Annotated in this window: 18 protein-coding genes and 1 pseudogene; 8 read left to right on the forward strand and 11 right to left on the reverse strand. The window is 70.2% G+C overall.

From position 1 onward, the window contains the following. The first annotated feature begins 48 nt into the window (after positions 1-48). Positions 49-486, forward strand: a complete 438-nt coding sequence (locus Raf01_RS33165; RefSeq protein WP_239134152.1) for a rhodanese-like domain-containing protein — start codon at positions 49-51, stop codon at positions 484-486. Between the two features lie 207 nt (positions 487-693). Next, entirely contained in the window at positions 694-1,191 is a 498-nt protein-coding gene (locus Raf01_RS33170; RefSeq protein ID WP_203922014.1) for a hypothetical protein, read from the forward strand. Between the two features lie 44 nt (positions 1,192-1,235). On the opposite strand, the gene Raf01_RS33175 is transcribed toward Raf01_RS33170, so the two are convergent. The 4 genes from Raf01_RS33175 to Raf01_RS33190 all read right to left on the reverse strand — a co-directional run bounded on the left by Raf01_RS33175 (position 1,236) and on the right by Raf01_RS33190 (position 5,106). Continuing rightward, positions 1,236-1,655, reverse strand: coding sequence for a VOC family protein (locus Raf01_RS33175; protein WP_203922015.1), 420 nt, complete (start codon positions 1,653-1,655; stop codon positions 1,236-1,238). A gap of 127 nt (positions 1,656-1,782) precedes the next feature. Beyond that, positions 1,783-2,706, reverse strand: coding sequence for an alpha/beta fold hydrolase (locus Raf01_RS33180; RefSeq protein ID WP_203922016.1), 924 nt, complete (start codon positions 2,704-2,706; stop codon positions 1,783-1,785). A 458-nt stretch (positions 2,707-3,164) separates the two neighbouring features. After that, positions 3,165-4,121: a hypothetical protein gene (locus tag Raf01_RS33185; RefSeq protein ID WP_203922017.1), complete on the reverse strand. Its 957-nt coding sequence runs from the start codon at positions 4,119-4,121 to the stop codon at positions 3,165-3,167. A 94-nt stretch (positions 4,122-4,215) separates the two neighbouring features. After that, entirely contained in the window at positions 4,216-5,106 is an 891-nt protein-coding gene (locus Raf01_RS33190; protein ID WP_203922018.1) for a LysR family transcriptional regulator, read from the reverse strand. Between the two features lie 105 nt (positions 5,107-5,211). Between Raf01_RS33190 and Raf01_RS33195 the strand changes: the two genes are divergently transcribed. Further along, the gene (locus Raf01_RS33195) at positions 5,212-6,087 is read left to right on the forward strand and encodes an oxidoreductase (protein ID WP_203922019.1); all 876 of its coding nucleotides are present in this window, start codon (positions 5,212-5,214) and stop codon (positions 6,085-6,087) included. 12 nt (positions 6,088-6,099) lie between these two features. On the opposite strand, the gene Raf01_RS33200 is transcribed toward Raf01_RS33195, so the two are convergent. Both Raf01_RS33200 and Raf01_RS33205 read right to left on the reverse strand, forming a co-directional pair. Next, positions 6,100-6,909 carry an SAM-dependent methyltransferase gene (locus Raf01_RS33200; protein ID WP_203922020.1) on the reverse strand — a complete coding sequence of 270 codons (810 nt, stop codon included), beginning with the start codon at positions 6,907-6,909 and terminating at the stop codon, positions 6,100-6,102. A 253-nt stretch (positions 6,910-7,162) separates the two neighbouring features. Continuing rightward, positions 7,163-8,638 (reverse strand): glycoside hydrolase family 3 protein, encoded by a 1,476-nt coding sequence (locus Raf01_RS33205; protein WP_203922021.1) that lies wholly within the window; start codon positions 8,636-8,638, stop codon positions 7,163-7,165. A gap of 270 nt (positions 8,639-8,908) precedes the next feature. Here Raf01_RS33205 and Raf01_RS33210 point away from each other — a divergent pair, with 270 nt between their 5' ends. Together Raf01_RS33210 and nagA are read left to right on the forward strand one after the other, a co-directional pair. Next, entirely contained in the window at positions 8,909-10,117 is a 1,209-nt protein-coding gene (locus Raf01_RS33210; protein WP_203922022.1) for an ROK family protein, read from the forward strand. Between the two features lie 2 nt (positions 10,118-10,119). After that, a complete protein-coding gene (nagA, locus tag Raf01_RS49930; RefSeq protein WP_239134142.1) occupies positions 10,120-11,328 on the forward strand; it encodes an N-acetylglucosamine-6-phosphate deacetylase in 1,209 nt (402 codons plus the stop codon). A 261-nt stretch (positions 11,329-11,589) separates the two neighbouring features. Here nagA and Raf01_RS49935 read toward each other — a convergent pair. The 5 genes and pseudogenes from Raf01_RS49935 to Raf01_RS33235 all read right to left on the reverse strand — a co-directional run. Further along, positions 11,590-12,702, reverse strand: a pseudogene (locus tag Raf01_RS49935) (MFS transporter); the annotation flags it as partial. Positions 12,703-12,704: 2 nt separating this feature from the next. Further along, on the reverse strand, positions 12,705-13,592 hold the full coding sequence (locus Raf01_RS33220) for a carbohydrate ABC transporter permease (RefSeq protein ID WP_239134143.1): 888 nt from the start codon (positions 13,590-13,592) through the stop codon (positions 12,705-12,707). Continuing rightward, positions 13,589-14,563: a carbohydrate ABC transporter permease gene (locus tag Raf01_RS33225; protein WP_203922024.1), complete on the reverse strand. Its 975-nt coding sequence runs from the start codon at positions 14,561-14,563 to the stop codon at positions 13,589-13,591. Before Raf01_RS33225 ends, Raf01_RS33220 begins: the two co-directional genes overlap by 4 nt. Positions 14,564-14,565: 2 nt before the next feature. Continuing rightward, complete coding sequence (locus Raf01_RS33230; protein WP_203922025.1) at positions 14,566-15,867, reverse strand: extracellular solute-binding protein; 1,302 nt, start codon at positions 15,865-15,867, stop codon at positions 14,566-14,568. A 530-nt stretch (positions 15,868-16,397) separates the two neighbouring features. Next, complete coding sequence (locus Raf01_RS33235) at positions 16,398-17,552, reverse strand: ROK family transcriptional regulator (RefSeq protein ID WP_203922026.1); 1,155 nt, start codon at positions 17,550-17,552, stop codon at positions 16,398-16,400. 361 nt (positions 17,553-17,913) lie between these two features. Between Raf01_RS33235 and Raf01_RS33240 the strand changes: the two genes are divergently transcribed. From Raf01_RS33240 to Raf01_RS33250, 3 genes are all read left to right on the forward strand, one after another. Beyond that, a complete protein-coding gene (locus Raf01_RS33240) occupies positions 17,914-19,047 on the forward strand; it encodes a Gfo/Idh/MocA family protein (protein WP_203922027.1) in 1,134 nt (377 codons plus the stop codon). A gap of 32 nt (positions 19,048-19,079) precedes the next feature. After that, positions 19,080-20,126, forward strand: coding sequence for a Gfo/Idh/MocA family protein (locus Raf01_RS33245; RefSeq protein ID WP_203922028.1), 1,047 nt, complete (start codon positions 19,080-19,082; stop codon positions 20,124-20,126). A 449-nt stretch (positions 20,127-20,575) separates the two neighbouring features. After that, positions 20,576-21,133 carry a TIGR03086 family metal-binding protein gene (locus Raf01_RS33250; protein ID WP_239134153.1) on the forward strand — a complete coding sequence of 186 codons (558 nt, stop codon included), beginning with the start codon at positions 20,576-20,578 and terminating at the stop codon, positions 21,131-21,133. The last annotated feature ends 160 nt before the right edge of the window (positions 21,134-21,293 follow it).

Below are 21,293 nucleotides of genomic sequence, written 5' to 3' on the forward strand. Positions count from 1 at the left end.
CCGCGCCCACCGGTCGGATGGTCTCGTCCTCGATCGGGCGCGCGGACGATCCCCGTTCGTGAGACTGGCGGAGTGGAGCGCTCGCCAGGTTCGGCCATTGACTCTGTCCTCGCCAAGGCCCGGGCTGGCGTGCGAAGGCTGACTCCGGAAGAGACGCTGGCGGCGGGCCGTCGGGGTGCGTTGCTCATCGACACGCGTACCGAGACCCAGCGACGCGAGCAGGGCGAGATTCCCGGTGCCCTGGTGATCGACCGGACGGTACTGGAGTGGCGCCTGGACCCGCTCAGCGACGCGCGCATCCCGGAGGCGGTCGGCCACGACCTGGAGATCGTGGTCATCTGCCGGCAGGGCTACAGCTCCAGCCTGGCCGCGGAGAGCCTGCGGTCGCTCGGGCTGTGGCGGGCCACCGACCTGGTCGGCGGCGTCGAGGCGTGGCTGGAAGCCGGGCTGCCGCTGTCGTCGGGGCCGGCGGACGTCCGCCGCTGACCCCCGAGGGCTCCAGCCCTGCCAGTTCCAGCCCCGCCAACTCCAGCGCCGCCAGCTCCCGTGGCACCAGCCCCCGCGCGGCCAGCCCCAGCCCCGCCAGCCCCAGCGGCACCAGCCCCCGCGCCGGCCGCTCCCGCGCTGGCAGCGACGCATTGGAATATCCTGTGGTTCCGATCGGGGTGGACGCGGGATTCGGAGTGCCGGAGCATGCGGGAGCGGCAGGGACGTGGGAGAGGCTCGCTCGGCATCGTCGTTCTCGTTCTGCTGCTGGTGGTGTGCGTGGGCGGGATCGCCGGCAGACTGCCGCTCTGGGCCTCACTGATCGCGGGTGCGACCGGCGTGCTCCTGGTGTTGCTCGAGGTTCGCCGCGCGGTCGCGCAGGGCCAGCCCGCCCGCGCCGCGGCGTCGGCATTCATGGACGACCTGGTCGCGGGCCAGGTGAACGCGGCCGCGTACCCGCGACACGACACGCAGGTCAGCGACACCGGCACGCTGGTGATCCAGGGCCTGACCGACGAGGGCCGGCAGATCAGCGAGTACCACATCCAGGGCGCCACGATCATCAGCCTCGGGCGACCTCGGGCCGAAGTCACCGGGTGGGCGCGGCTGTCCACCAGCGACCTGGTGCCGTTCAGCCTGCTCCTGAGCCGGCAGGCCGACGCGGGCTGGCGGGTGGTCGGCGTGTCCGCCGAACCACAGCGCTGACAAGCCACAACGCCGACGAGCCCGCCCGCTCAGAGCCCGCCCGTTCAGAGTCCCTGGCCGACCTCGATCAGGTACCCGTCGGGGTCGCGCAGGTAGCAACGGATCTCGGTCCCGTGGTCCTTCGGTTCGGTGAGGAACTCCGCACCACGAGCCGTCCACTCCTGGTAGAGCTTGCGGATGTCGGTCACCCGGATGTTCATCGCGCAGCTCAACGTATTGGAGTCGGCCGGCGCCTTGGCCTGCACCGTCGGCTTGTCGTCCGTCGGGCCGCCCTCGACGTTGATGATGATGTAGCTGTTGAAGAACTTCAGGATCAGCGGGTTGCTCTCGTGGACGCAGGTGGCTCCGAACACCCGCTCGTAGTATTCGCGAGACCGTTCCGTGTCCCGGACGATGAGCAGGGTGGCGAGGAACATGCCGTCCTTGGGCTGGAAGTAGTCCGGTGCCTCGTTGGCCAGGGCCATGTCGACCTCCTATCGGCTGTGCTCGGCTGCCTGTCGATGGCTCGGCTGCCTGTCGATGTGCTTGGCTGCCTGTCGATGGGCTTGGTTGCCTGTCGGTGTGCTCGGCTGTGACGCTCGTGCGTGGCGCTCAGCCGCCGGCCGCCCGCCCGACGTAGAACCTGTCGATCGCGGTGATGACCTCGCCGATGCCGTCCTCGACGACGAAGTGCCCGGAGTCGAATTGGAGCAGCTCCGCCTGGGGTAGGTCGCGCAGGTACATCTCGCCGGCCGTCGGGGTGAAGAAGATGTCGTTGCGCCCCCAGAGGATCAGCGTCTTGGGCTGTTGGCTGCGGGCCGACTCCTGCCAGCGCGGGAACAGCTCGATGTTGGTACGGAAGTCGTAGAACAGATCCAGCTGCGCCTGTTTCGCGTTCTGCCGGGCGAGGAAGAACGAGTCCATGTTCCAGTTGTCCGGGCTGATCGCCTCCGGGTTCTGGTGCCCGTGCGTGTAGACGAGCTTGACGCCGTCCGGCTCCATGAGCGACATCAAGCCCTTCTCGGTTTCCGGGTTCCGGTCGTTCCACAGCGCCTTGAACGGATCCCAGGCCGGGCTCAGGCCCTCCTCGTACAGGTTGGCGTTCTGGATGACCTGCCACTGCAACCAGTCCGGGTGCCGTTCGACGAGCCGGTTGCCGATCGCGCCCCCGTACCCCTCCATGTAGATCCCCATCGGCCCGGTGAACCCGATCTGGCCGAGCAACTGGTCGACGATGTCGGTGAGGTGCTCGAACGTGTACGCGAAACCGGCCGGGTCGGGGACGCCGGTGTTGCCGAAACCCGGGTAGTCGGGGGCGAGAAGGTGGAATCGGTCCGACAACGCCGGCAACAGATTGCGGTACTGGTGTGACGACGCGGGATAACCGTGCAGCAGCAGCAGTTTCGGGGCGTCCGCGATCCCGGCCTCACGGTAGAAAACGTCGATCCCGGCCACATTCGCCGTCTTGTGCACCACGGAACTGCCCTGGGTTCCGGCCCTGGTCGCCACCATGGGCCGGGATTGCATCTTCGTCATCGTGGTCCCCCTTCGCACAACAGTCCCACCCGGGCTACCCAGGCTCGGGCTCCGAAAACCGGGGGCCGATCCGGTACTCGGCGGGTGGGCAGGCGTCGCCGCGGAGCGACCCCTGCCCGTCCGGCCGCAGAGGTTCGTCAGCCGTGGTTCGTCAGCCGTGGTTCGTCTGCCGTGGTTCGTCAGCCGTCGACGCTCGTGTGCGTGGCGGATCCGCACCGCGCCCCGGTCACGTCGCTCGGCCCGTCCAGATGGTCGTTGACCCGGCCCCGTTTCCGTTGTACGTGGAGCCGGCGTAGGAGCCGAGGGAGCCCTCCCAGGCGAGCGCCTCGACACCGTGGTGGTCCGCGCAGTGGGCACGAAAGCATGTCAATGCGCGTTGGCCTACGAGTGTTGACTAAGTGGCAAAGGTCGCAGGGCCTTACCTCGGGAGTCTTAGCGGGGGCCTTACCGCGAGAGCCTTACCGCGACGGGACGAGGGCGTCGTGCAGGTGGCGCATGGCCAACAGCGACGAACGCACCTCCTGCAGCAGTTCGGTCGTGCTCAGCGGCCGTCCCCACTCCCGCATCGCGAGGTCGTCGAAGCCCACCGTTTCGATCCCGCACCCGTACCGGCTACCGAGCAGGCGCACGGCGTCGCAGTGCTGGTGCCGCACGTACGGGTCGTTGGTGACCAGCAGTACCCGGTCGGTCGGGGCCGGGGTGCGCACGTGCTGCGCCCAACCGATGAGCGTGTCCGCGGTGTTCGCTCGCAACGGCGGTCGGGTCGACGCGGCGGCCAGCACGTGGACCTCCTCGACACCGGGGCGCGGACCGTCCCAGTACCGGTGCCACCAGCCGTCTCCCTCGCGCACCGTCGGCGGCTGCGAGAGGTCCAGGAACCGGCGCAGCCCGACCAGCATCATGTCGGCCTCGGTCTCGATCGGGCCGAGTCCGAGCCGGATACTCTCGCGGTGCTCCCGTTCGTGGCGCCACCGCAGGCTGCCCAACCCGGCCAGGGTCTGGACGCGGAGGCCTCCGGCGATCAGCCGGGCGACGTAGTCGGTGCGGCCGAGCGTCACCCGGATGCCGCCGCCGAGCACGACCACGTGGTCGTAGCTGTCGTGGGCGGGCCGGTCCCGTCCGGCGAGGCCGAGTGCGGCGATCAGGGTACGCAGCCGGGCGTCCAGTTCGGGTTCGTAGTCGAGGCGGTCGGTGTCGAACCGCTCCTTGACCCCGCCACGGAAGTCCCACACCCGGGAGAACTCGGCCACCCGATCGAGTACCGATCCGACCGGGCCCGCCGGCACCTCGCCATCGAACTGTCCGACCAGTTCCGCCAACTCCGGCGACGTGACCCACTCCCCGATGGAGGCCACCACCGCCGCCGGGTCGAGTCCACCGGGCTCACACGGGGGCAGCGCGAACGGTTGCCTCACCGCACCCAGACCTCCTCGACCGTGACCGCGACGGATGACCGCGACGGACCCGTACCGGACCAGCAGACTACAAGACCGCGCCCGCCGGAGAGCGCTAGGCCGCCGGCAGTTCGGCGAGTTCGCGGACCACGCGTGCGAATCCCCGGACGAGTGGAGCGTCGGTGCCGTCGGGCCAGGCGAGGGCGACTCGCAGCGGTTCCACGTCGGTCAGCGGTACCCAGGACAGGTCGGGACGCGCGTAGTACCGCGCCATGCTCTGCGGGCCGAAACAGATCGCCGCGCCCTCGGCCACCTGCTCCAGCATCTCCTCGACGTTGTCGTTGGTCGGCCCCCACCGCGGGCTGGTCCCGTCCGGGCGCGGGTTGACCGCCCACCAGTCCACCCAGGCGCGGGGCGCCCGCTCGGTCCACAGCAGCGGTTCGTCGTTGGTCTCCAGGATCGAGATGCCGTCCCGGCTGGCCAGCGGGTGCCGCCGGGGAAGGCCGACGACCCGACCTTCGGTGTGGACGACCTCGGCGTGCATCCCGGTGAGGTCGGCGGGCAACCAGACGAAGGCGACGTCGACCAGGCCGTCGCGGAGCGCGGCCGTCTCCTCGCCCCAGTCGATCCGCTTGGGCTCCACCCGTACGCCCGGGTACCGGCGGGCGAACTCCGCCCGCGACCGCGTGGTCAGCTCTCCCGCCCCGCTCGCCTCGAAACCGACCCGCAGTACGCCGGTCTGGCCGCGCCGGTGGCGGTCGGCCGCGGCGGTGACCCGGTCGACCTGCCGCAGCGTCCGGCGCGCCTCGGCCAGTACGTCGCGCCCCGCCGCGGTGGCCGTCACGCCTCCGGCGTGCCGGTCGAAGAGCCGCACACCGAGTTCCGCCTCCAGGTTGCGCAGGGCGTAGGAGAGGGCGGGTTGGCTGACGAACAGGCCCTGGGCCGCCCGGCCCAGGTTCCCGGCTTCGTCGATCGCTACCAGGTAGCGCAGTTGGCGCAACTCCACCCGGCCATCATAAGTCCGCTTTATGGCTTGAACGATCTTCTGTCTTGGGTCGCGCGGCCGTGACCGGCGACACTGGGCAGGTCATTCCCGCACACGGAGGTCCAGATGTCCACGCAAACCACGCCCGCCCGTCCGGCGTCCGGCCGAGTCTGGCTGGTCACCGGCGCCTCATCCGGCTTCGGCCGGGCGATCGCCGAGGCCGCGCTGCGCGCCGGCGACACCGTCGTGGCAACGGCCCGCCGTCCCGAGGCGCTGAAGGACCTGGTGGCGGCGTACCCCGACCGGGCCAACGCCGCCGACCTGGACGTCACGGATCCGGCCCAGATCACCGCCGTGGTCGCGCAGGTGCTGCTGTGGTACGGCCGGATCGACGTCGTCGTGAACAACGCCGGCCGGGGTTTGGTGGGCGCGGTCGAAGAGACCAGCGACCGGGAGCTGCGTGACCTGATGGAGTTGCACTTCTTCGGGCCGGCCGCACTGACCCGGGCGGTCCTGCCGCACCTGCGGCGCCAGCGCTCCGGCGCCATCGTGCAGATCAGCAGCATGGGCGGGCGGCTGTCCTTCCCCGGGGTGGGGGCCTACTCGGCCACCAAGTTCGCCCTGGAAGGGTTCTCCGAGGCGCTCGCCGCGGAGGTCGCGCCGTTCGGCATCAAGGTGCTGATCGTCGAGCCGGGAGCTTTCCGTACCGGTTTCAACACCGCCGGTTCCCTGCTGCGTTCGCAGCCCATCGACGCGTACGCCGACAGCGTCGGCGCGGTGGCGGCGAACCTGGACGCCGACGACGGCCGGCAGCCCGGTGACCCGGCCAAGGCGGCCGCCGCGATCCTGGCCGCGCTCGACGCGGAGCCGATCCCGCTGCGCCTGCCGCTGGGCGACGACGCCGCCGACGCGATCGCGGCGAGCCTTGAGCGCAACCAGGCCGAGTTCGTGGCCTGGGAGCCAACCGCTCGCGCGGTCGGGTTCACGGCCGACGGATCCTGACGGGGCTGAGCCTCAGGATTTCATGCCGACGCCGGCCCACAGTCCACTGTGTCCGGACCCTTCGGCGAGTGCCGGCGGCGACTCGGGGCGCCACTGCCGGGCGCAGACCACGCCCGGCGTCACCAGGTCGAGACCGGTGAAGAAGCGCCGGACGCCTGCGTGGTCGCGGGCGGTGGCCTGGCTGCCGGTGTACTTCTGGTAGGTCCGGGCGGCGGCGTGGCACGCGTCGGCGTCGGGCGGGAACGTCTCGGCCGCGCCGTGGGAGATCGCGACATAGCTGCCGGCGGGCAATGCGGCGACCAGTTGCGCGACGGCGCCGTACGCCTGGACGTCGTCCGGGATGAACGGCAGCACCGCGGTCAGCAGCAGCCCGACCGGTCGGGTGAGGTCCAGCAGCCGCCGGACCTCAGGGTGCGCGAGGATCGGCTGCGGGGTTCGCACGTCGCCGCGGATCGCCACGGCCCACTGGACGCCTTCCAGCAGTTCGAGGGTTTGAGCCACCGCGCACGGATCGATGTCGACGAACACCGCACGGGCGTCGATCGCGGCACCGCTGACACTCCGCACGCTGCCCTGAGCGGGGATGCCCGCGCCGAAGTCGAGGAACTGCCGAACCCCGGCGCCAACGAGGAAGTCGACCGCGCGGGCCAGGAACGCGCGGTTGGCGTGAGCCGACGCCGTAATGCCGGGAAGCCTCGCCATGACTTCCCGGGCCGCTTCCTGGTCGGCGGGGAAGTTGTGGACGCCCCCCAGGTAGCAGTCGTACATGCGTGCGGCCGTCGCGTACCTGGCGGTCTGCTCGCCGTGCGGGGAATTCGGCATGGGCGTGCCTCTCCGGGCCGATCGGCGTGGCGGGATCGCCGCGCGCTGAGCGTCGCCTTCCCTATCGCTCGACCGGGCCAGGACGCTTCGGCGCGCGCGGATCCCGTCCGTCACGTTTCGGTCGACACGGTGATGGCGACCTCGGCCGGAGGCTCGCAGCGGCCCAGCCTCCGCACGACCGGCGGGGCTGGGCCGTCACTGCTCGTCTCGTCGCTGGTGGTCTGCCGTCGCTGGCTGTCTGCCGGCCTCCGTCTCAGCGCCGGGGCGCCACGAGCGCGTCGATGGCCGCCTCGGAACACGCCCGGGAGGCGCCGAAGGTGCGTACCCAGCCGCGCGCGGCGCTGAAGTCGACACCCGCGGCGCCCATGTCGACGACCACGATCGACGGGTGGCGCTTGATGAGTTCGGCGCTCAACCGCTGCTGCCACTCGTGGCGGTGTGGGCTGCGCACCAGCAGGACCACCTCGGCGTCGTCGCCGAACTCGCCGGTGAACAGGCCGATCTCGGACGTGACCATGTTCTCGCCGTTGTAGGTGCCGCCCGAAATGGCGACCGTCTCGCACTCGTACCCGGCCGCGTCGAGCAACTCCTCGAGCGCGCCGCCGTGACCGCCGACGGCGGGCGAGTGCTCCTGCTCCAGGCGGATCACGAGTACGTGCCGGCCGCGCAGCGCGGTGTCCCCGCTGACCCGGCGGGCTCGCAGCGCCAGCTCCCGGCCGACCGCGTCGTCGCGACGGCCGGTGGCCTGCCGCTCCCGGCGGCCGAGTCGCGCGATCCGGGCGTTGGCCTGTTCGAGCCGCTCGATGTCGAGGCGTCCGTCGGCGACGGCGGCGCTGATCGCCCGTACCGCGATCTCGACGTCCTCGTCGTACGAAGCGGCGCCCAGGCACAGCGCGTCGATCCCGGCGGCCAGCGCGAGCACCACGGACTCGGCCAGCGGCGCGACGTCGAGCACGCCGCGCATCTCCAGCGCGTCGCTGATGACCACGCCGTCGTACCCGATCTCCTCGCGCAGCAGGCCGGTCACCGCCGCCCGGCTGATCGACGTCGGGTACTTCTCGTCGAGCTGTGGCAGCCGGACGTGGGAGACCATGATGCCGTCGACACCCGCGGCCGCCGCGGCACGGAACGGGTCGAGGTACCAGCCGACCAGCTCGTCGCGGCTGAGGTCGACGGCGGGCGTGCCGAGGTGCGCGTCGGTGCCGCTGCGCCCGTGGCCCGGGAAGTGCTTCGCGCAGGCGCTGACCCCGGTGGCCTGCAAACCCTCCACCCAGGCGGCGGAGTGTGCGGACACCCGGGCACGGTCCTCGCCGAAGGTGCGCATCGCGTTGGGCGTCAACGGGTTGGAGATGGCGTCGACCGCCGGTGCGAGGTCCCAGTCGATGCCCGCGTCCACCAACGAGAGACCGATCTGCTCCGCCGCCGCGCGCGTCGCGTCGAGGTCGTCGATGCGACCCAGCGCGTAGTTGCCGGGCACGCTCGTGCCGCCGTGCCCCTCGAGGCGGGTGACGTCGCCGCCCTCCTCGTCGGTCGCGATGATCACGTGGTCGCGCAACGCGTGCAGCGCGGAGGTGAGCTGTGCGACCTGTTCGCGCGAGCGGATGTCCCGCCCGTACAGGACGACGCCGCCGAGCCCCGCGTCGACGCGCGGGGCGAGCCACCGCGGCAGTACCGGCCGGCCGATGGAGGGGAAGAGGACGCCGTGGGCGAGGGTCTCAAGCTTGGTCATGTCCACCTTCGTTGCGGGGGTACCGGACGCGCTCCGGCCCACCGGTCCCACCGGTCGCGCGGGGCGTGCCGGTCGCGGGGAGCGGAAATCGGGGAGCGTCCACGAATTCCATTCAGTGTGAAACTAATTCACCGCCCCAGCCTAGGCGCCGCGTCCCGACCCGGCCACCCGGGTGTTCGTCACGCCAGCCAATCCCGGCGGGGGCTTCCGCACGGAGCGTCGGCGGGTTTATTCTTCTCACGGCGAATAAAGTTCAGCCTGAGAGGAATTATGGACTCGGGAACCGCGGTACGACGATCCAATCGCAGCTCGGTGCTGGAACAACTGTTGTCCGGCCGGGAGATCGACCGGCAGGAGCTGGTCGCCGCCACCGGCCTCAGTCAGGCGACGGTGTTCCGCGTGGTCAGCGAGCTGCTGGAATCCCGCATCCTGGTCGAGGGCCCGACCATCACGCGGGCGGGCCGCGGCCGGAATGCGACCAGCGTCCGCTTCAACGGCGAGATCGCGCTCGCCTGCGGCGTGGACCTCGGCGGCACCAACTGCCGCCTGGTGTTGACCGACGCCCTCGGCCGCACCATCGCCCGCCGCAACTACCGCACCCGCCACGATGTCGACGCGCGCGGCTTCGGCGAGTGGCTCGGCTCGTGCGTACGGGAACTGGTCGAGCAGGACGGCGCGAACGCCACGCTCGGCGCCGTCACCGTCGGCCTGCCCGGCGCGGTGGCCGGCGACAAGACCCGGGTCGTCGGATCGCAGAACCTGCCGCAGATCCGCGGCCCCGAGTTCCTGGTGGCCCTGCGTGGCTCGCTGGACGCTCCGGTCAACATCGACAACGACTCCAACCTGGCGCTGCTCGGCGAGTTGCGCTACGGCTCGGTACCGCCGACCGAGACCACGGTCCTGCTCATCCTCGGTACCGGCCTGTCCGCGGCCGTCGCGATGGACGGCGAGATCCTCTCCGGCGCCCAGGGGTTGCTCGGCGAACTCGGTCGGCTTCCGCTGCTCGGGCGCGAACAGCGCCTGCGCGACCTGCTGTCCGGCGCCGGGCTCGCCGGCTACGGGCGCTCGCTCGGCTACACCCTCGACACCACCGCCGAGGTGTTCGCGCAGCCTCAGCGGTTCGGCCCGCTCGTCGCGGACTCCCGCGCCGCGTTCACGCACCTGATCGACATCGTCGCACTGGCCTACGAACCGGCGAGCATCCTGGTCACCGGAGGATTCTCGGAATCCTTCACCGACGACTGGTTCGCCGACACCCGGGCGCGCCTGCGTGACCTGGTGGGTGTCGACAGCGTGATCCAGCGCTCCACGCTCGGCGCCGCCGCCGGCCTGCTCGGGGCGATGGCGCACGCGCTCAGTCACCTGCACATCGGCCTCGGCGCGCTCGGCGCCCTGTCCGCCACTGTCGGCCCCGGTCGCGACGAGATCCTCGAACGATTCCGCTCGTACTCCCCCGAAACCCTCGCCAGTGGAGTCTGACCATGACGGTGCGAATCCTCACCAACGGGCGCCTGGTCCTTGAGGACCGTGTCATCGACAACGGATGGCTCGTCGTCCGGGACGGCGTCATCGATTCCCTCGGCCCGGGTGAGCCACCGGAGCCGCGGCGCTTCAACGGAGCCGCGCTCGACTACGTCGACCTCGAACGGCAGTGGGTGCTGCCCGGGTACATCGACCTGCACTGCCACGGCGGGGGCGGCCGGGCGATCTACAGCGGCGACATCGAGGACGTCCGCATCGCCGCGGCCGCCCATCTGGGTCGGGGTACCACCAGCATGCTCGCCTCCATCGCCAGCGCCCGGCTGGAGACGATGATCGCGGCCGCGGAGGCGATCGGCGCGGCGATCGACGACAACAGCGCACCGAACATCCGGGGCATCCACTTCGAAGGCCCGTTCCTGTCCCCGGCGCGGCGCGGCGCCCAGACCGCGACCGCGCTGCGCCTGCCCGACGAGGGCGTCTTCCGCACCCTGATGCGCGCCGCCGGAGGGCACGCGGCGTCGATGACCATCGCCCCCGAACTGGACGGCGCGATCGAGCTGATCCGGCGCCACAGCGACGACATCGTCTTCTGCGTCGGCCACACCGACGGGGGCGCCGAGGCGTTCCAGGCGGCCGTGGACGCGGGAGCCCGCCACGTCACCCATCTGTTCAACGCGATGCCCGGCATCACCCACCGGTCCCCGGGCCCGGCGATCCGGGCGCTGCTGGACCCGCGGGTCACCGTGGAACTCATCGCCGACGGCCACCACCTCGCCGCGGACACCGTGCGCCTGGCGCTGAGTACGGCCGGCACGCGACGCGGGGTACTGGTCACCGACGCCATGGCCGCCGCGGGGCTGGAGGACGGCAGGTACGCGTTCGTGGACCGTACCGTCGATGTGCGCGGCGGCGCCGCGTACCTGCACGGCACCGACACGCTGGCCGGCTCCACCCTGTTCATCGGGGACGCCGCCGCCCGGGTCGGCGCGCTCGCGGACCTCTCACCGGTCGACACCGCCCGGCTCACGTCCGCGAACGCGGCGCGTGTGCTGGGCTGGGCAGACCGCGGCGTGCTCACGGCGGGTACGCCGGCGGACCTCGTCATCAGCCCCGACGGCGCCCACGCCTCCGCTGTGGCCATCGCCGGCCACTGGCGCCCCGCCGAGGTCCCGCCCGACGTCGCCCGTCGCGAGTTCGCGCTCAACTGACGGCGCCGGCTCACCTGACCCCACCGGCTCAACTGACGGCTCCGACCCCGTTGGGTCAATCGACGGCTCACCTGATCCCGTTGACTCAACCGACGGCGCAGGCTCAACCGACCCCGCCCGCTCGACCGATCGCGGCGGCGTTGGACGGTGCACGATCCCGGCCAGCGATCCGGCCACCACGACCGTGACGAGCGGCGCGATCAGGGCGCGCAGCAGGCCGACGTGGTCGCCGGTGAGCCCGAGCAACGGCGGTCCGGCCAGCGACGCCGCGTAGCCGATCGTCGCCACGACGCTGATGTTGCGCACGGCTGCCCTCGGGTCGTCACCGGCCGCGGACATGCCGATCGGGAAGCCGAGCGCCGAGCCGAAGCCCCACAACGCCGCGCCGACGACCGCCACGGCGGGTACGGGCGCGGTGATGAAGCACGCGATGCCCACTGCCGCGCACAGGGCCGAGACGCGCAGGGCGCCGACGCGGCCGAGCTGCCGCAGCACGGCGGAACCGAGCAGCCGGGTCACCGTGGTGGCCACGACGAACACCCAGAACGTCAGGGCACCGATCTCGGGCGAGACCCGGTGCCCGGTGACCATCGCCAGTGAGATCCAGTCGTTGGCGGCTCCGTTGGCGAACGACATGCCCAGCACCAGCAGGCCGATCAGCACGGTACGGCGGTCCCGCCACCCACCGCGCGCGGGCTGGCCGGTGGCCGTGGACGGGTCGGCGTCGTGGACCCGCAGCGGCGAGTCCGGGTCCGGGATGAAGCGGACGACCAGCACCGTGACGGCCACCGTGACGAGGGCGACGATCAGCAGGTGCGGGGACACCGCCAGGTGCAGTGCGGTGGCGGCGGCCCCGACACCGGCGCCGAGGACGCCCCCGAGACTGAACATGGCGTGGAACCACGGCATGATGCCGCGCCGCACGGACCGTTCGATCGCGACCGCGTCCACATTCATCGCGACGTTGCAGGTGCCGGTACCGAATCCGAGCACGGCCAGCCCGCCGAAGACCCCGACCGGGGTGTGGCCGGCGACGGCCAGCGCGGTGACCGCGCTACCCAGGCCCGCGACGCACAGCGCGCCGAGGATCGCCTGGCGCGCCGACAGCCGGGCCACGATCCGTCTGGCCAGGACGAATCCGGCCACCGAACCCACCGACAGCCCGAGCGAGAGCACGCCCATGACCAGTACCGACAGGTGAAGCTGCCCGCGCACGGTGGCGAGCCGGGACAGCCAGCTCGACAGGCCGATCCCGGACAGCGCGAACACCGCGCCGACCGCCGCCCGCCACCGCCGGATCCCGGCGTCCGTGCCGGGCCCGGCGTTCCCGCCCAGCCCGGTGTTTTTGCCCGGGCCGGCCCCGTCGAACTCCACGATCAGCCCTTGACCGCGCCCGCGGACATTCCCGAGACGAGGTTGCGTTGCACGATCATGAAGAAGATCACCACCGGCAGGGCGAACAGCACCGATGCCGCGATGAGCCCGCCGTAGTCGGTGCCTTCGTTGGTGCTGAACGAGACCAGCCAGACCGGCAGCGTGTACTTGGACTGGTCCTTGAGCATGACGTACGCGGTGATGTAGTCGTTCCACGCCGCGATGAACGCGAACACGCTCGTCGAGATGAGGCCGGGCAGCACCAGCGGGAAGTAGACGCTGCGCAGGATTCGCGCCGTACCGGCACCGTCGATCTTCGCCGCTTCCTCGATCTCGATCGGGAGGTTGAGGAAGAACCCGCGCAGCACCCAGATGCTGAACGGCAGCACGCTGGACACGTAGGCCAGGCCCAGTCCCCAGTAGCTGTTCAGCAGGCCGAGGCTCTTGAACGACAGGAACAGCGGGATCAGCAGGGCGCCGCCCGGAATCATCTGGACGGCGAGAATCGCCACCATGATCGCCCGGCGCCCGAAGAAGCGGAACCGCGACACCGCCGCCGAGGCGAGGAAGCCCAGCACGATGGACACGATGACCACGCCCAGGGACACCACCAGGCTGTTGAGCAGCGAGCTGAGGAACCCGGGTTTAGTGAAGGCGTCGGCGTAGTTGCCGAAGCTGAACGGCACGGGGAAGAACTGCGGCGTGGTACTGGTGATGTGGTCGCGGGTCTTGAACGACGTGTTCAGCATCCAGTAGATGGGCACGGCCCACAACACGCAGCAGATGATGGCGCCGGCGAACGAGATCGGGTGCCTCGCCCGCCGGCGCCGCGACCGGACGCCCGAGGTCTTCGCGTTCCCGGCGGCGCTGGACAGTTGGGTGGCGGTCACTGCATTTCCCCCGACCGGATGAGGCGGCGGATGTAGACGCCGGTGAGGATCATGAGCAGGATCGCGGTCACCACCGCGATCGCGGAGCCCTGGCCGAAGGAGTTGGACGCGAACGCCTTCTGGAACGCCCAGATGCTCAGGGTCGTCGTGCCGTGGTCCGGGCCGCCCTGGGTCAGGATCCACAGCTGGTTGAAGGTGTTGAAGTGCCAGATGATCTGCAGGATCGTGGCCAGGTAGAGCACCGGGCGCAGGAACGGCAGCGTGACCGACCGGTAGATGCGCCAGTTGCTCGCGCCGTCGAGTTGCGCGGCTTCGTAGAACTCCGCGGGGATCTGCGACTGCCCCGCGTACAGGGTCAGGGCGACGAACGGGACGGACTGCCAGACGATGAGCAGCCAGACGATCGTGAAGGCACCGCCCGCCGAACCGGTCCAGCGGTGCGAGGTGTAATCGCCGAACCAGCCCACCTGGGTGATCAGCCAGTTGAACACGCCGTAGACCGGTTGGAACAGCCACTGCCACACCAGGGTGGAGCTGACCGTCGGCAGCGCCCAGGCGAGGATCAGCAGGAAGTTCAGCACGGTACGGATGCCCTTGCCGAGGTTGGTCATCATCTGCGCCATCGCCATGCCGATGACCAGGCATCCGATCACCAGCGACAGAGTGAACACGCCGGTGCGCAGCAGGACCGGGCCGAACTGCTGATCCTTGAAGATCGCCTGGTAGTTGGCGAAGCCGACCCAGTCGGTGGTACCCGTGAACAGGGCACGCAGGCCGAAGTCCTGGAACGAGTTGATGACCAGCCGCACGAGCGGGTAGCCGAGCACGCCGGCCAGGACGATGCCGGCCGGCGCCAGCAGGATGGCCGGCGCCCAGTTCCAACCGCCGCGCCGGCGGGACCGAGATGTGCTCCCGGTCCCGTCCGGCTCAACGACTCCGGTGACGACCGCTTTCGAGGTGTCGACGGACATGGCTAGCTCGCGTTGAGAGCGTCGTTCAGGTGCTTGTCAAAGTCCGCCCCGGCCTGTTGCGGAGTCTTCGTCCCGGCGGCGATCTGCGAGAAGAAGTCCGTCACCGAGGCGTCCGACTCGATCGTGGCCCAGCCCGGCGTCGCCGGCGTGGAGATGCTGAGCTTGGCGCCCTCGTAGAACGACTTCAGATCATCCGGCAGCGTCTTGACCACCTGCTCGATGAGCTGGTCCGAGACCGGCACGTGACCCGACGCCTCGGCGACCTGCTTGACCTGGATGTCGTCGGAGCCAATGAACTTCACGAACTGCAGCGCGAGCTTGGGGTTCTTGCTCTTCGTCGCGATCGCGATGTCCGAGCCGCCGAGGAAGTTGGGCATGTTCTTGCCGGGGTCGGCCTTGCTCGGGAACGGGAAGCTGCCGACGTGGCCGACGAGCTTCGGGTTGGACTGCTCGATGGTCTTCACCGCGTTGCCGTTGCCCATGACCGTGGCGGTCTTGCCGGTGGCGAACAGGTCGGTCGGGTTCGGCGTGTCCATGGGCGCGGTGCGGGAGGCGCTCGTCGAGTACTTGTTCTCGAAGTCCTTGAAGTCCTGCAGACCCTGCTGCGACTGGCTGGTCTCCAGCTGGCCCTTCCAGTTGCTTCCCGACTGCTGTGCCAGGGCTCCCCCGGCGTCGTACAGGAACGACAGCGCGTTGTACCAGTACGTGCCCGGCAGGTAGAACGCGCTGAAGTCGGCGGCCGAGTTCGTCGCCTTGACCTTGTCCAGGTCGGTGAGGAGCTCGGTGTAGCTCTTCGGAGCCGCGGTCACCCCGGCCTTGGACCACATGTCCATGTTGTAGATGACCGATCGGGTACCGGCGTAGAACGGCGCGGCGTACAGCTTGCCGTCCACCGTCGCCGGTCCCTCGAGTCCCTTCAGCCAGGTGTTGGAACCCTCGAGGTCCTTCTTGTCGGAGGTGAGGTCGGCAAGGGCACCGTTGGCCGCGAACAGCGGCACGTCGGTGTTGCCGATCTCCACCACGTCCGGCGGATTGTCGGTGGCCAGCGCCGTCGTGAGCTTCGTGTTGATGTTGTCCCACTGCTGGATCTCGACCTTGACCGTGGCGCCGGTCTGCGCCTGGAACTGGTCGACAACGGCCTTCTGCGAGGCTTCGGTCAGCGTGTCCTGCATGAGCCAGACGGTCAGCGACTTGCCGTCGCCACCCCCGGCCGAGCCCCCATCGTTGTTCCCCGAACAGCCGGTGAGCGCGAGTGCGACGGCTGCTACCGCCGCACCGACTGCGATGGAGCGTTGCTTTCTCATCTCACTCCTTGCGAGGCGTCGTCTGTCAGAACTCAAGCCGCGCCGATCCGCCCAGCGGAGTCGCCGTCACGCCACCGCCTTCGCTGGCCGAACACACGCGTCGAAAATGATCTCTGGGTACCCGCGAAGCGCCGGCAGCAGAGCCGACGTACCGGTTGCGGCTCGGACGTCGCAGGTTTGTTTCTAGATAATTCTTCAAGAATCTTTCGAAAGTCAAGAGGTAGCCAGCTACGAAACGCAGGCGATACGTCGGCTGACCCTCCGCACACGGCTCCACCAGGCGCGAGAGAGCGCTCTCGACACGACAACGCCGAGGATGGCCAGCGGATCCCTGTCCCAAATGTCTTGCTACCGGTGTCTTCTCACCGGCGCCTTCCTACCCGGCGGCGTCGATCCGGCGCGCCCACCCCGCGCGCCGCTGTGCGCCGGCGACCCTGACTGCTGCGCGCCGAATCCTGACTGCGCTGGGAGTCCTGGCTGCGCGAGGAATCCTGGCTGCGCTGGAAATCCTGGCTACGCTGGAATTCCGGCTACGCGCCGGGAATCCTGGCCATGCGTTCGGCGAAGATGGCCTCACGCGCGACGGCGACCCCACGGGTGACGGCGCCGCGCACCGCGACGTCGACGCCCAGCACGCTGGCCACGATCCGCGGGCGCAGCGGACTGAGCTGGTTCAGCCGGTCCGCGAGCCCCACACCCAGCAGGTCGAGGTTCTGCCCGATCCCGCCCCCGACCACGATCAGCTCGGGGTCGAGGAACGCGCTGATGCTGGTCAGCAGCGCCGCGAGGATCTCCGTCTGGCGCTGCACGGCCTTCTTGGCCGGGGCGACGCCCTTGCGGGCGAGTTCGAAGACCTTGACCGCGGTGGTCGCGCCCTCCAGCCCCAGCCGGCGGGCGTACTCGACGACCGAATCGGCCGCGAACGCCGCCTCCAGGATGCCGTGCTCACGGTCCACCGTGTCGGTGAGCGGCTCCGGGCCAGCGAACGGGAGGAAGCCGATCTCGCCGGCCGCCCCGGTGGCACCCGTGTACACCTTGCCGTCGATGACGATCCCGATCCCGATCCCGGTGCCGATGTGCAGGTAGACGAACGGGTTGACGCCCCGCCCGGCTCCCTCACCGTGCTCGCCGAGCGCGGCGAGGTTGACATCGTTCTCGATCGTCACCGGCATGCCGAGCGTGTCCCGCAGTTCCTCGTACAGCCGCGGGCGTTGCCACTCGGGCAGCTGGGCGGCGTAGATGACGCGCGAGTCCTGCTCCTGGTACACGCCCGGGGACGCGATGATCGTGTGGGTGATGGCGGTGTACTCGATGCCCGCTTCGCCCGACGCCGAGGCAATTGCCTCCTTCACCATGCCCACCAACGACTTCGAGCTGCGTGCGGTGTTGCGCACCTCGGCCCGCGCCAGGATCGTGCCGACCAGGTCACTGACCATGACCCGCAGCCAGTCACGCCCGACGTCCACCGCGGCGATCGTGCCGGCACCGGGATCGACCTCGTAGATGAGGGCGGGGCGGCCGTTGGACTCCTCGGACTGGCCCCGGGTGCGGACCAGGCCGACGTCCTCCAGGTTGGCCAGCGTGGCGAACACCGTCGGTTGCGACAGGCCGACCGCGCGGGAGATCTGCGGCCGGGTTGCGGGACCGTTCTGGTACAGCCAGTCCAGGATGAAGCGCTGATTCATTGAGCGCAGCAGCGATGGCGCGGCCGCCGGAGCGGACGCTCCGCCGTTACGGATCCACATCACGTCTGTCCCCCATCTGCGTCGTTCACCAGTGACTTCCCGCCCACAGCGCTGCCGCCATCCTTGACTTACTAAAGAGTCTTAATGAAGAATCCTAAACATCCCGGCACCGTTCAGCCTAGATCGGCGGCTGGGACACGGACGAGACCCACCCGACACCGTCCACCACGGAGTGCCAGCACACGTACGTCCCTCCCGGCGGTCCGATGCGCGACGCGCTCCCCGGTTACCGCGTGCCGAGGAACCCCTCTCCGTCCGTGATTTTCAGATCATGCCGTATCTCTAGCGAAAGGCAGTATCGGTGAAAGAGTCGACAGCGGCCACCTCCGCGCAGACGCCTCTGCGCGTCGGTGTGCTCGGCGCCGGTGGCATCGCGACGATTCCCGAAGGCGTCCTGCCCAACATGCACCACATCGCCGACAAGGCCACCGTGGTCGCGGTCGCCGACGTCCTGGCGAGTCGCGCCGAACAGACCGCGGCGCGGTTCGGGATCCCGGCGCACTACTCGAACCTCGACGACATGCTCGCCAACTCGGACCTGGACGCGGTCGTCAACCTGACGCCGATCCCCGCACACGCCGAGACGTCGCTCAAGATCGTCGAGGCCGGCAAGCACCTCGTCGTCGAGAAGCCCCTCGCCACCACGCTGGCCGAGGCCGACGCCATCATCGACGCGGCCGGCGCCCGCGAGCTGACGATCGTCTGTGCGCCGCCGGACATGCTGTACTCGCCGTACGTCCAGGCTCAGCGGCTGATCCGTGAGAACGCCATCGGCAAGGTCGCCTTCGCGCGGGTCCGCAGCTCGCACGGCGGTCCCGGCGGCGGCCCGGACGGCTGGCCGTTCGACCCCACCTGGTTCTACCAGGACGGCTCCGGCCCGCTGCTCGACATGGGCGTGTACGGCATCCACGAGATCACCGGCATGCTCGGCCCGGCCAAGCGCGTCACCGCCTTCGCCGGCATCACCGAGCCGACCCGGGTCGTCCGCGGCGACGGCCCGTACGGCGGCCTCGAGATCCCCGTGACCACCCCGGACAACTGCCTGTTCATGCTCGACTTCGGTGACTCGACCTTCGCGGTCGTGGACGGCACCTTCAACGTGGTCGCCTCCCGCAGCCCCAAGGTCGAGGTGTTCGGTCGCAGAGGCGCCCTGGCGCTGTTCCGCAACGACGGCCCCGACCTCGAGGTCTACCGCACCGACCTCGCGCCCGGGCTCGACGGCTGGATCGCCCCCAACAACTGGCCGGCCGTGGCCGACCCACGCCGCGCGATGCTCAAGCGCGCGCTGCTCGTCGACCACCTCGTCGACTGTGTACGCGACGGCAAGGCACCCGTTCTCAGCGCCGAGCACGCCCGCCACGCCCTTGAGATCATGCTCGCCGTGTTCCAGTCGGCGCGAGAGGGCCGTGTCGTCGAGCTGACCACCACCTTCTGATCACTCCCTCCGTTCCCATCAGGAAGGACACCATGACCGCACCCACACGTTTCGGCGTTGTCGGCCTCGACCACTGGTACTCGGCGATCCCCCTCGCGCAGGCGGTGGCCGGCGACCGCCGCACCGAACTCGTCGCCATCGCCGACCTCAGCATCGACCGTGCGAACGAGGTCGCCGCCAAGACCGGTGGGCCGCGCACCACCACGTCGTACCAGGAACTGATCGAGGACGACTCGATCGACGTCATCGCCAGCTTCGTCAGCGTCGACCAGAACCCCGACGTGTGCGTCGCGGCCGCGCGTGCCGGCAAGCACATCGTCTCGGTCAAGCCGCTCGCCCGTACGCTCGCCGAAGCCGACCGCATCGTCGAGGCTGTCAACGCGGCGGGCGTCACCTTCACTCCCGGCGAGTCGCGTTCCCGGTCGGCAGACCAGAACCAGCTCCTGCACGAGTGGGTCTCCTCCGGCCGGATCGGCCGGGTCACCTCGGCGTCGTTCGCGCTCGTCGGTGGCCTGCCGCAAGGCTGGCCCGGCGCCACCGACCCAGGCTGGTGGGCCGATCCCGCACGGGTACCGGGTGGTGGCTGGATCGACCACAGCCTCTACCAGATCGACCGCATGCGCTGGCTGCTCGGCGAGGAGGTCGCCGAGGTCAGTGGCCGGGTCGCCAACCTGCTGCACCCGGACCTGAAGGTCGAGGACTACGGGCACGCGATCCTGCGCTTCGACGGCGGCTCGATCAGCAGCATCGAGGACACCTGGAGCGGCCCGGCCGGCGGTTGGCGCATCACCACGAGCATCATCGGCACCGAGGGCGCGATCGCTCTGGACACGTCGACCGGTCTCGTCTCGGTCATGGAGACGAAGGGCTCGCACAAGGGCTGGCACCACTTCAAGTCCCCGTCCGACCACACGGTCGGCCTCGACGCGATCCTCGACGCGGCAACCGGTCAGGGACCCCTGGCCACCGTGGAGGACGCCTGGGAGAACCTCTCGGCGACCGTGGCGTTCTACGAGGCCGCCGCGTCGGCGTCGATCGTCGCGCCGGCGCACCTGCGCGACCGGGTCACCGCGGCCTAGGTCTGTCGGGACGGCGCCGGCTGCTCGGCGCCATCCAATCGGCGCCATCCGATGAACGAGCGCCGTGCCGGCGAGTCCGGTGCGGCGCTCGCGGCGTTTGTGCTGCGCCGCCGGCTTCCGCTGCGCCGCCGGCTTGCGCTGTGCCGGCGTTTCGCTCTGCCGGCGGGGTACCCTCAGGCCATCGCGACCGTGTGGCAGGTCGCCGCACGACGGACCCGCCGCATCACGGACAACCGCATCACGGACCCGCCGCATCATGACCGGGCGCGGGTTCCAGGAGGAGGGCGAGGCGGCCAGCAAGTGGCGGCGGGCGCTGCTCACCGGACAACCGCACGACGGACCGCCGCATCACGGACCCGGTGCATCACAGGCCGGTGATGACAGCGACACGAGACCCGCGACCACCCCTCGTCACGGCCGCGCCCGAGAGGAGCCGACACGTGGACCCGATGACCGCCCTGGACGCCTCCGCTGCGCGCGTCCTCGACCTGGTCGGCCGGGCGGACCGTTCACTGTGGACGAGGCAGACACCGTGTCCGGAGTGGAACGTCCGCGAACTCATCGGGCACCTGCTCGCCGGCATGCTCGGCTACACCCGGATGCTGCACGGCGCACCCGCCACCGCCCTGCCGGAATTGGGGCGACAGCAGGCGACCCTCGGCGGCGACGATCCGCTGTCCGCCGTCACCGACGCGGTCGACCAGCTGCGCGCCGCCTTCATCGAGCCCGGCGCCCTCGAGCGGACCGTGCACCACCCGATGGGCGACCTGCCGGGCAGCTATCTGGTGCCGATGCAGACCGGCGAGAACGTCATCCACGGCTGGGACCTGGCCACCGCGCTCGGGGTGCCCGCGTCGATCGATGACGCCTTGGCCGAGTACACCTATCAGGTCTACGCCCAGGCGGCCGGCGGCCTGGCCGCGAGCGGCTACTTCGCGCAGCCGCGGCAGCCGGTTCCGGCCGGCGCCAGCCCGCAGGAACGGCTGCTGGCCCTGGTCGGTCGCTGACCGCCCCCAGTTGTTGAGGTGGCGGCTGCACGGGCACGATCCCTCGCCCGGTGGCTGAGAGTCACGATTTCATCGCGGTAGCGCCGAATAGCCTTGGCGATTCGTGGATCCGCCGGGAATGATGACCGCCGTGCCCGATCGAACTGCGCCCGCGGTTGGC

Origin of the sequence: Rugosimonospora africana, from assembly GCF_016862975.1 — a bacterium.
GTDB lineage: Bacteria > Actinomycetota > Actinomycetes > Mycobacteriales > Micromonosporaceae > Rugosimonospora > Rugosimonospora africana.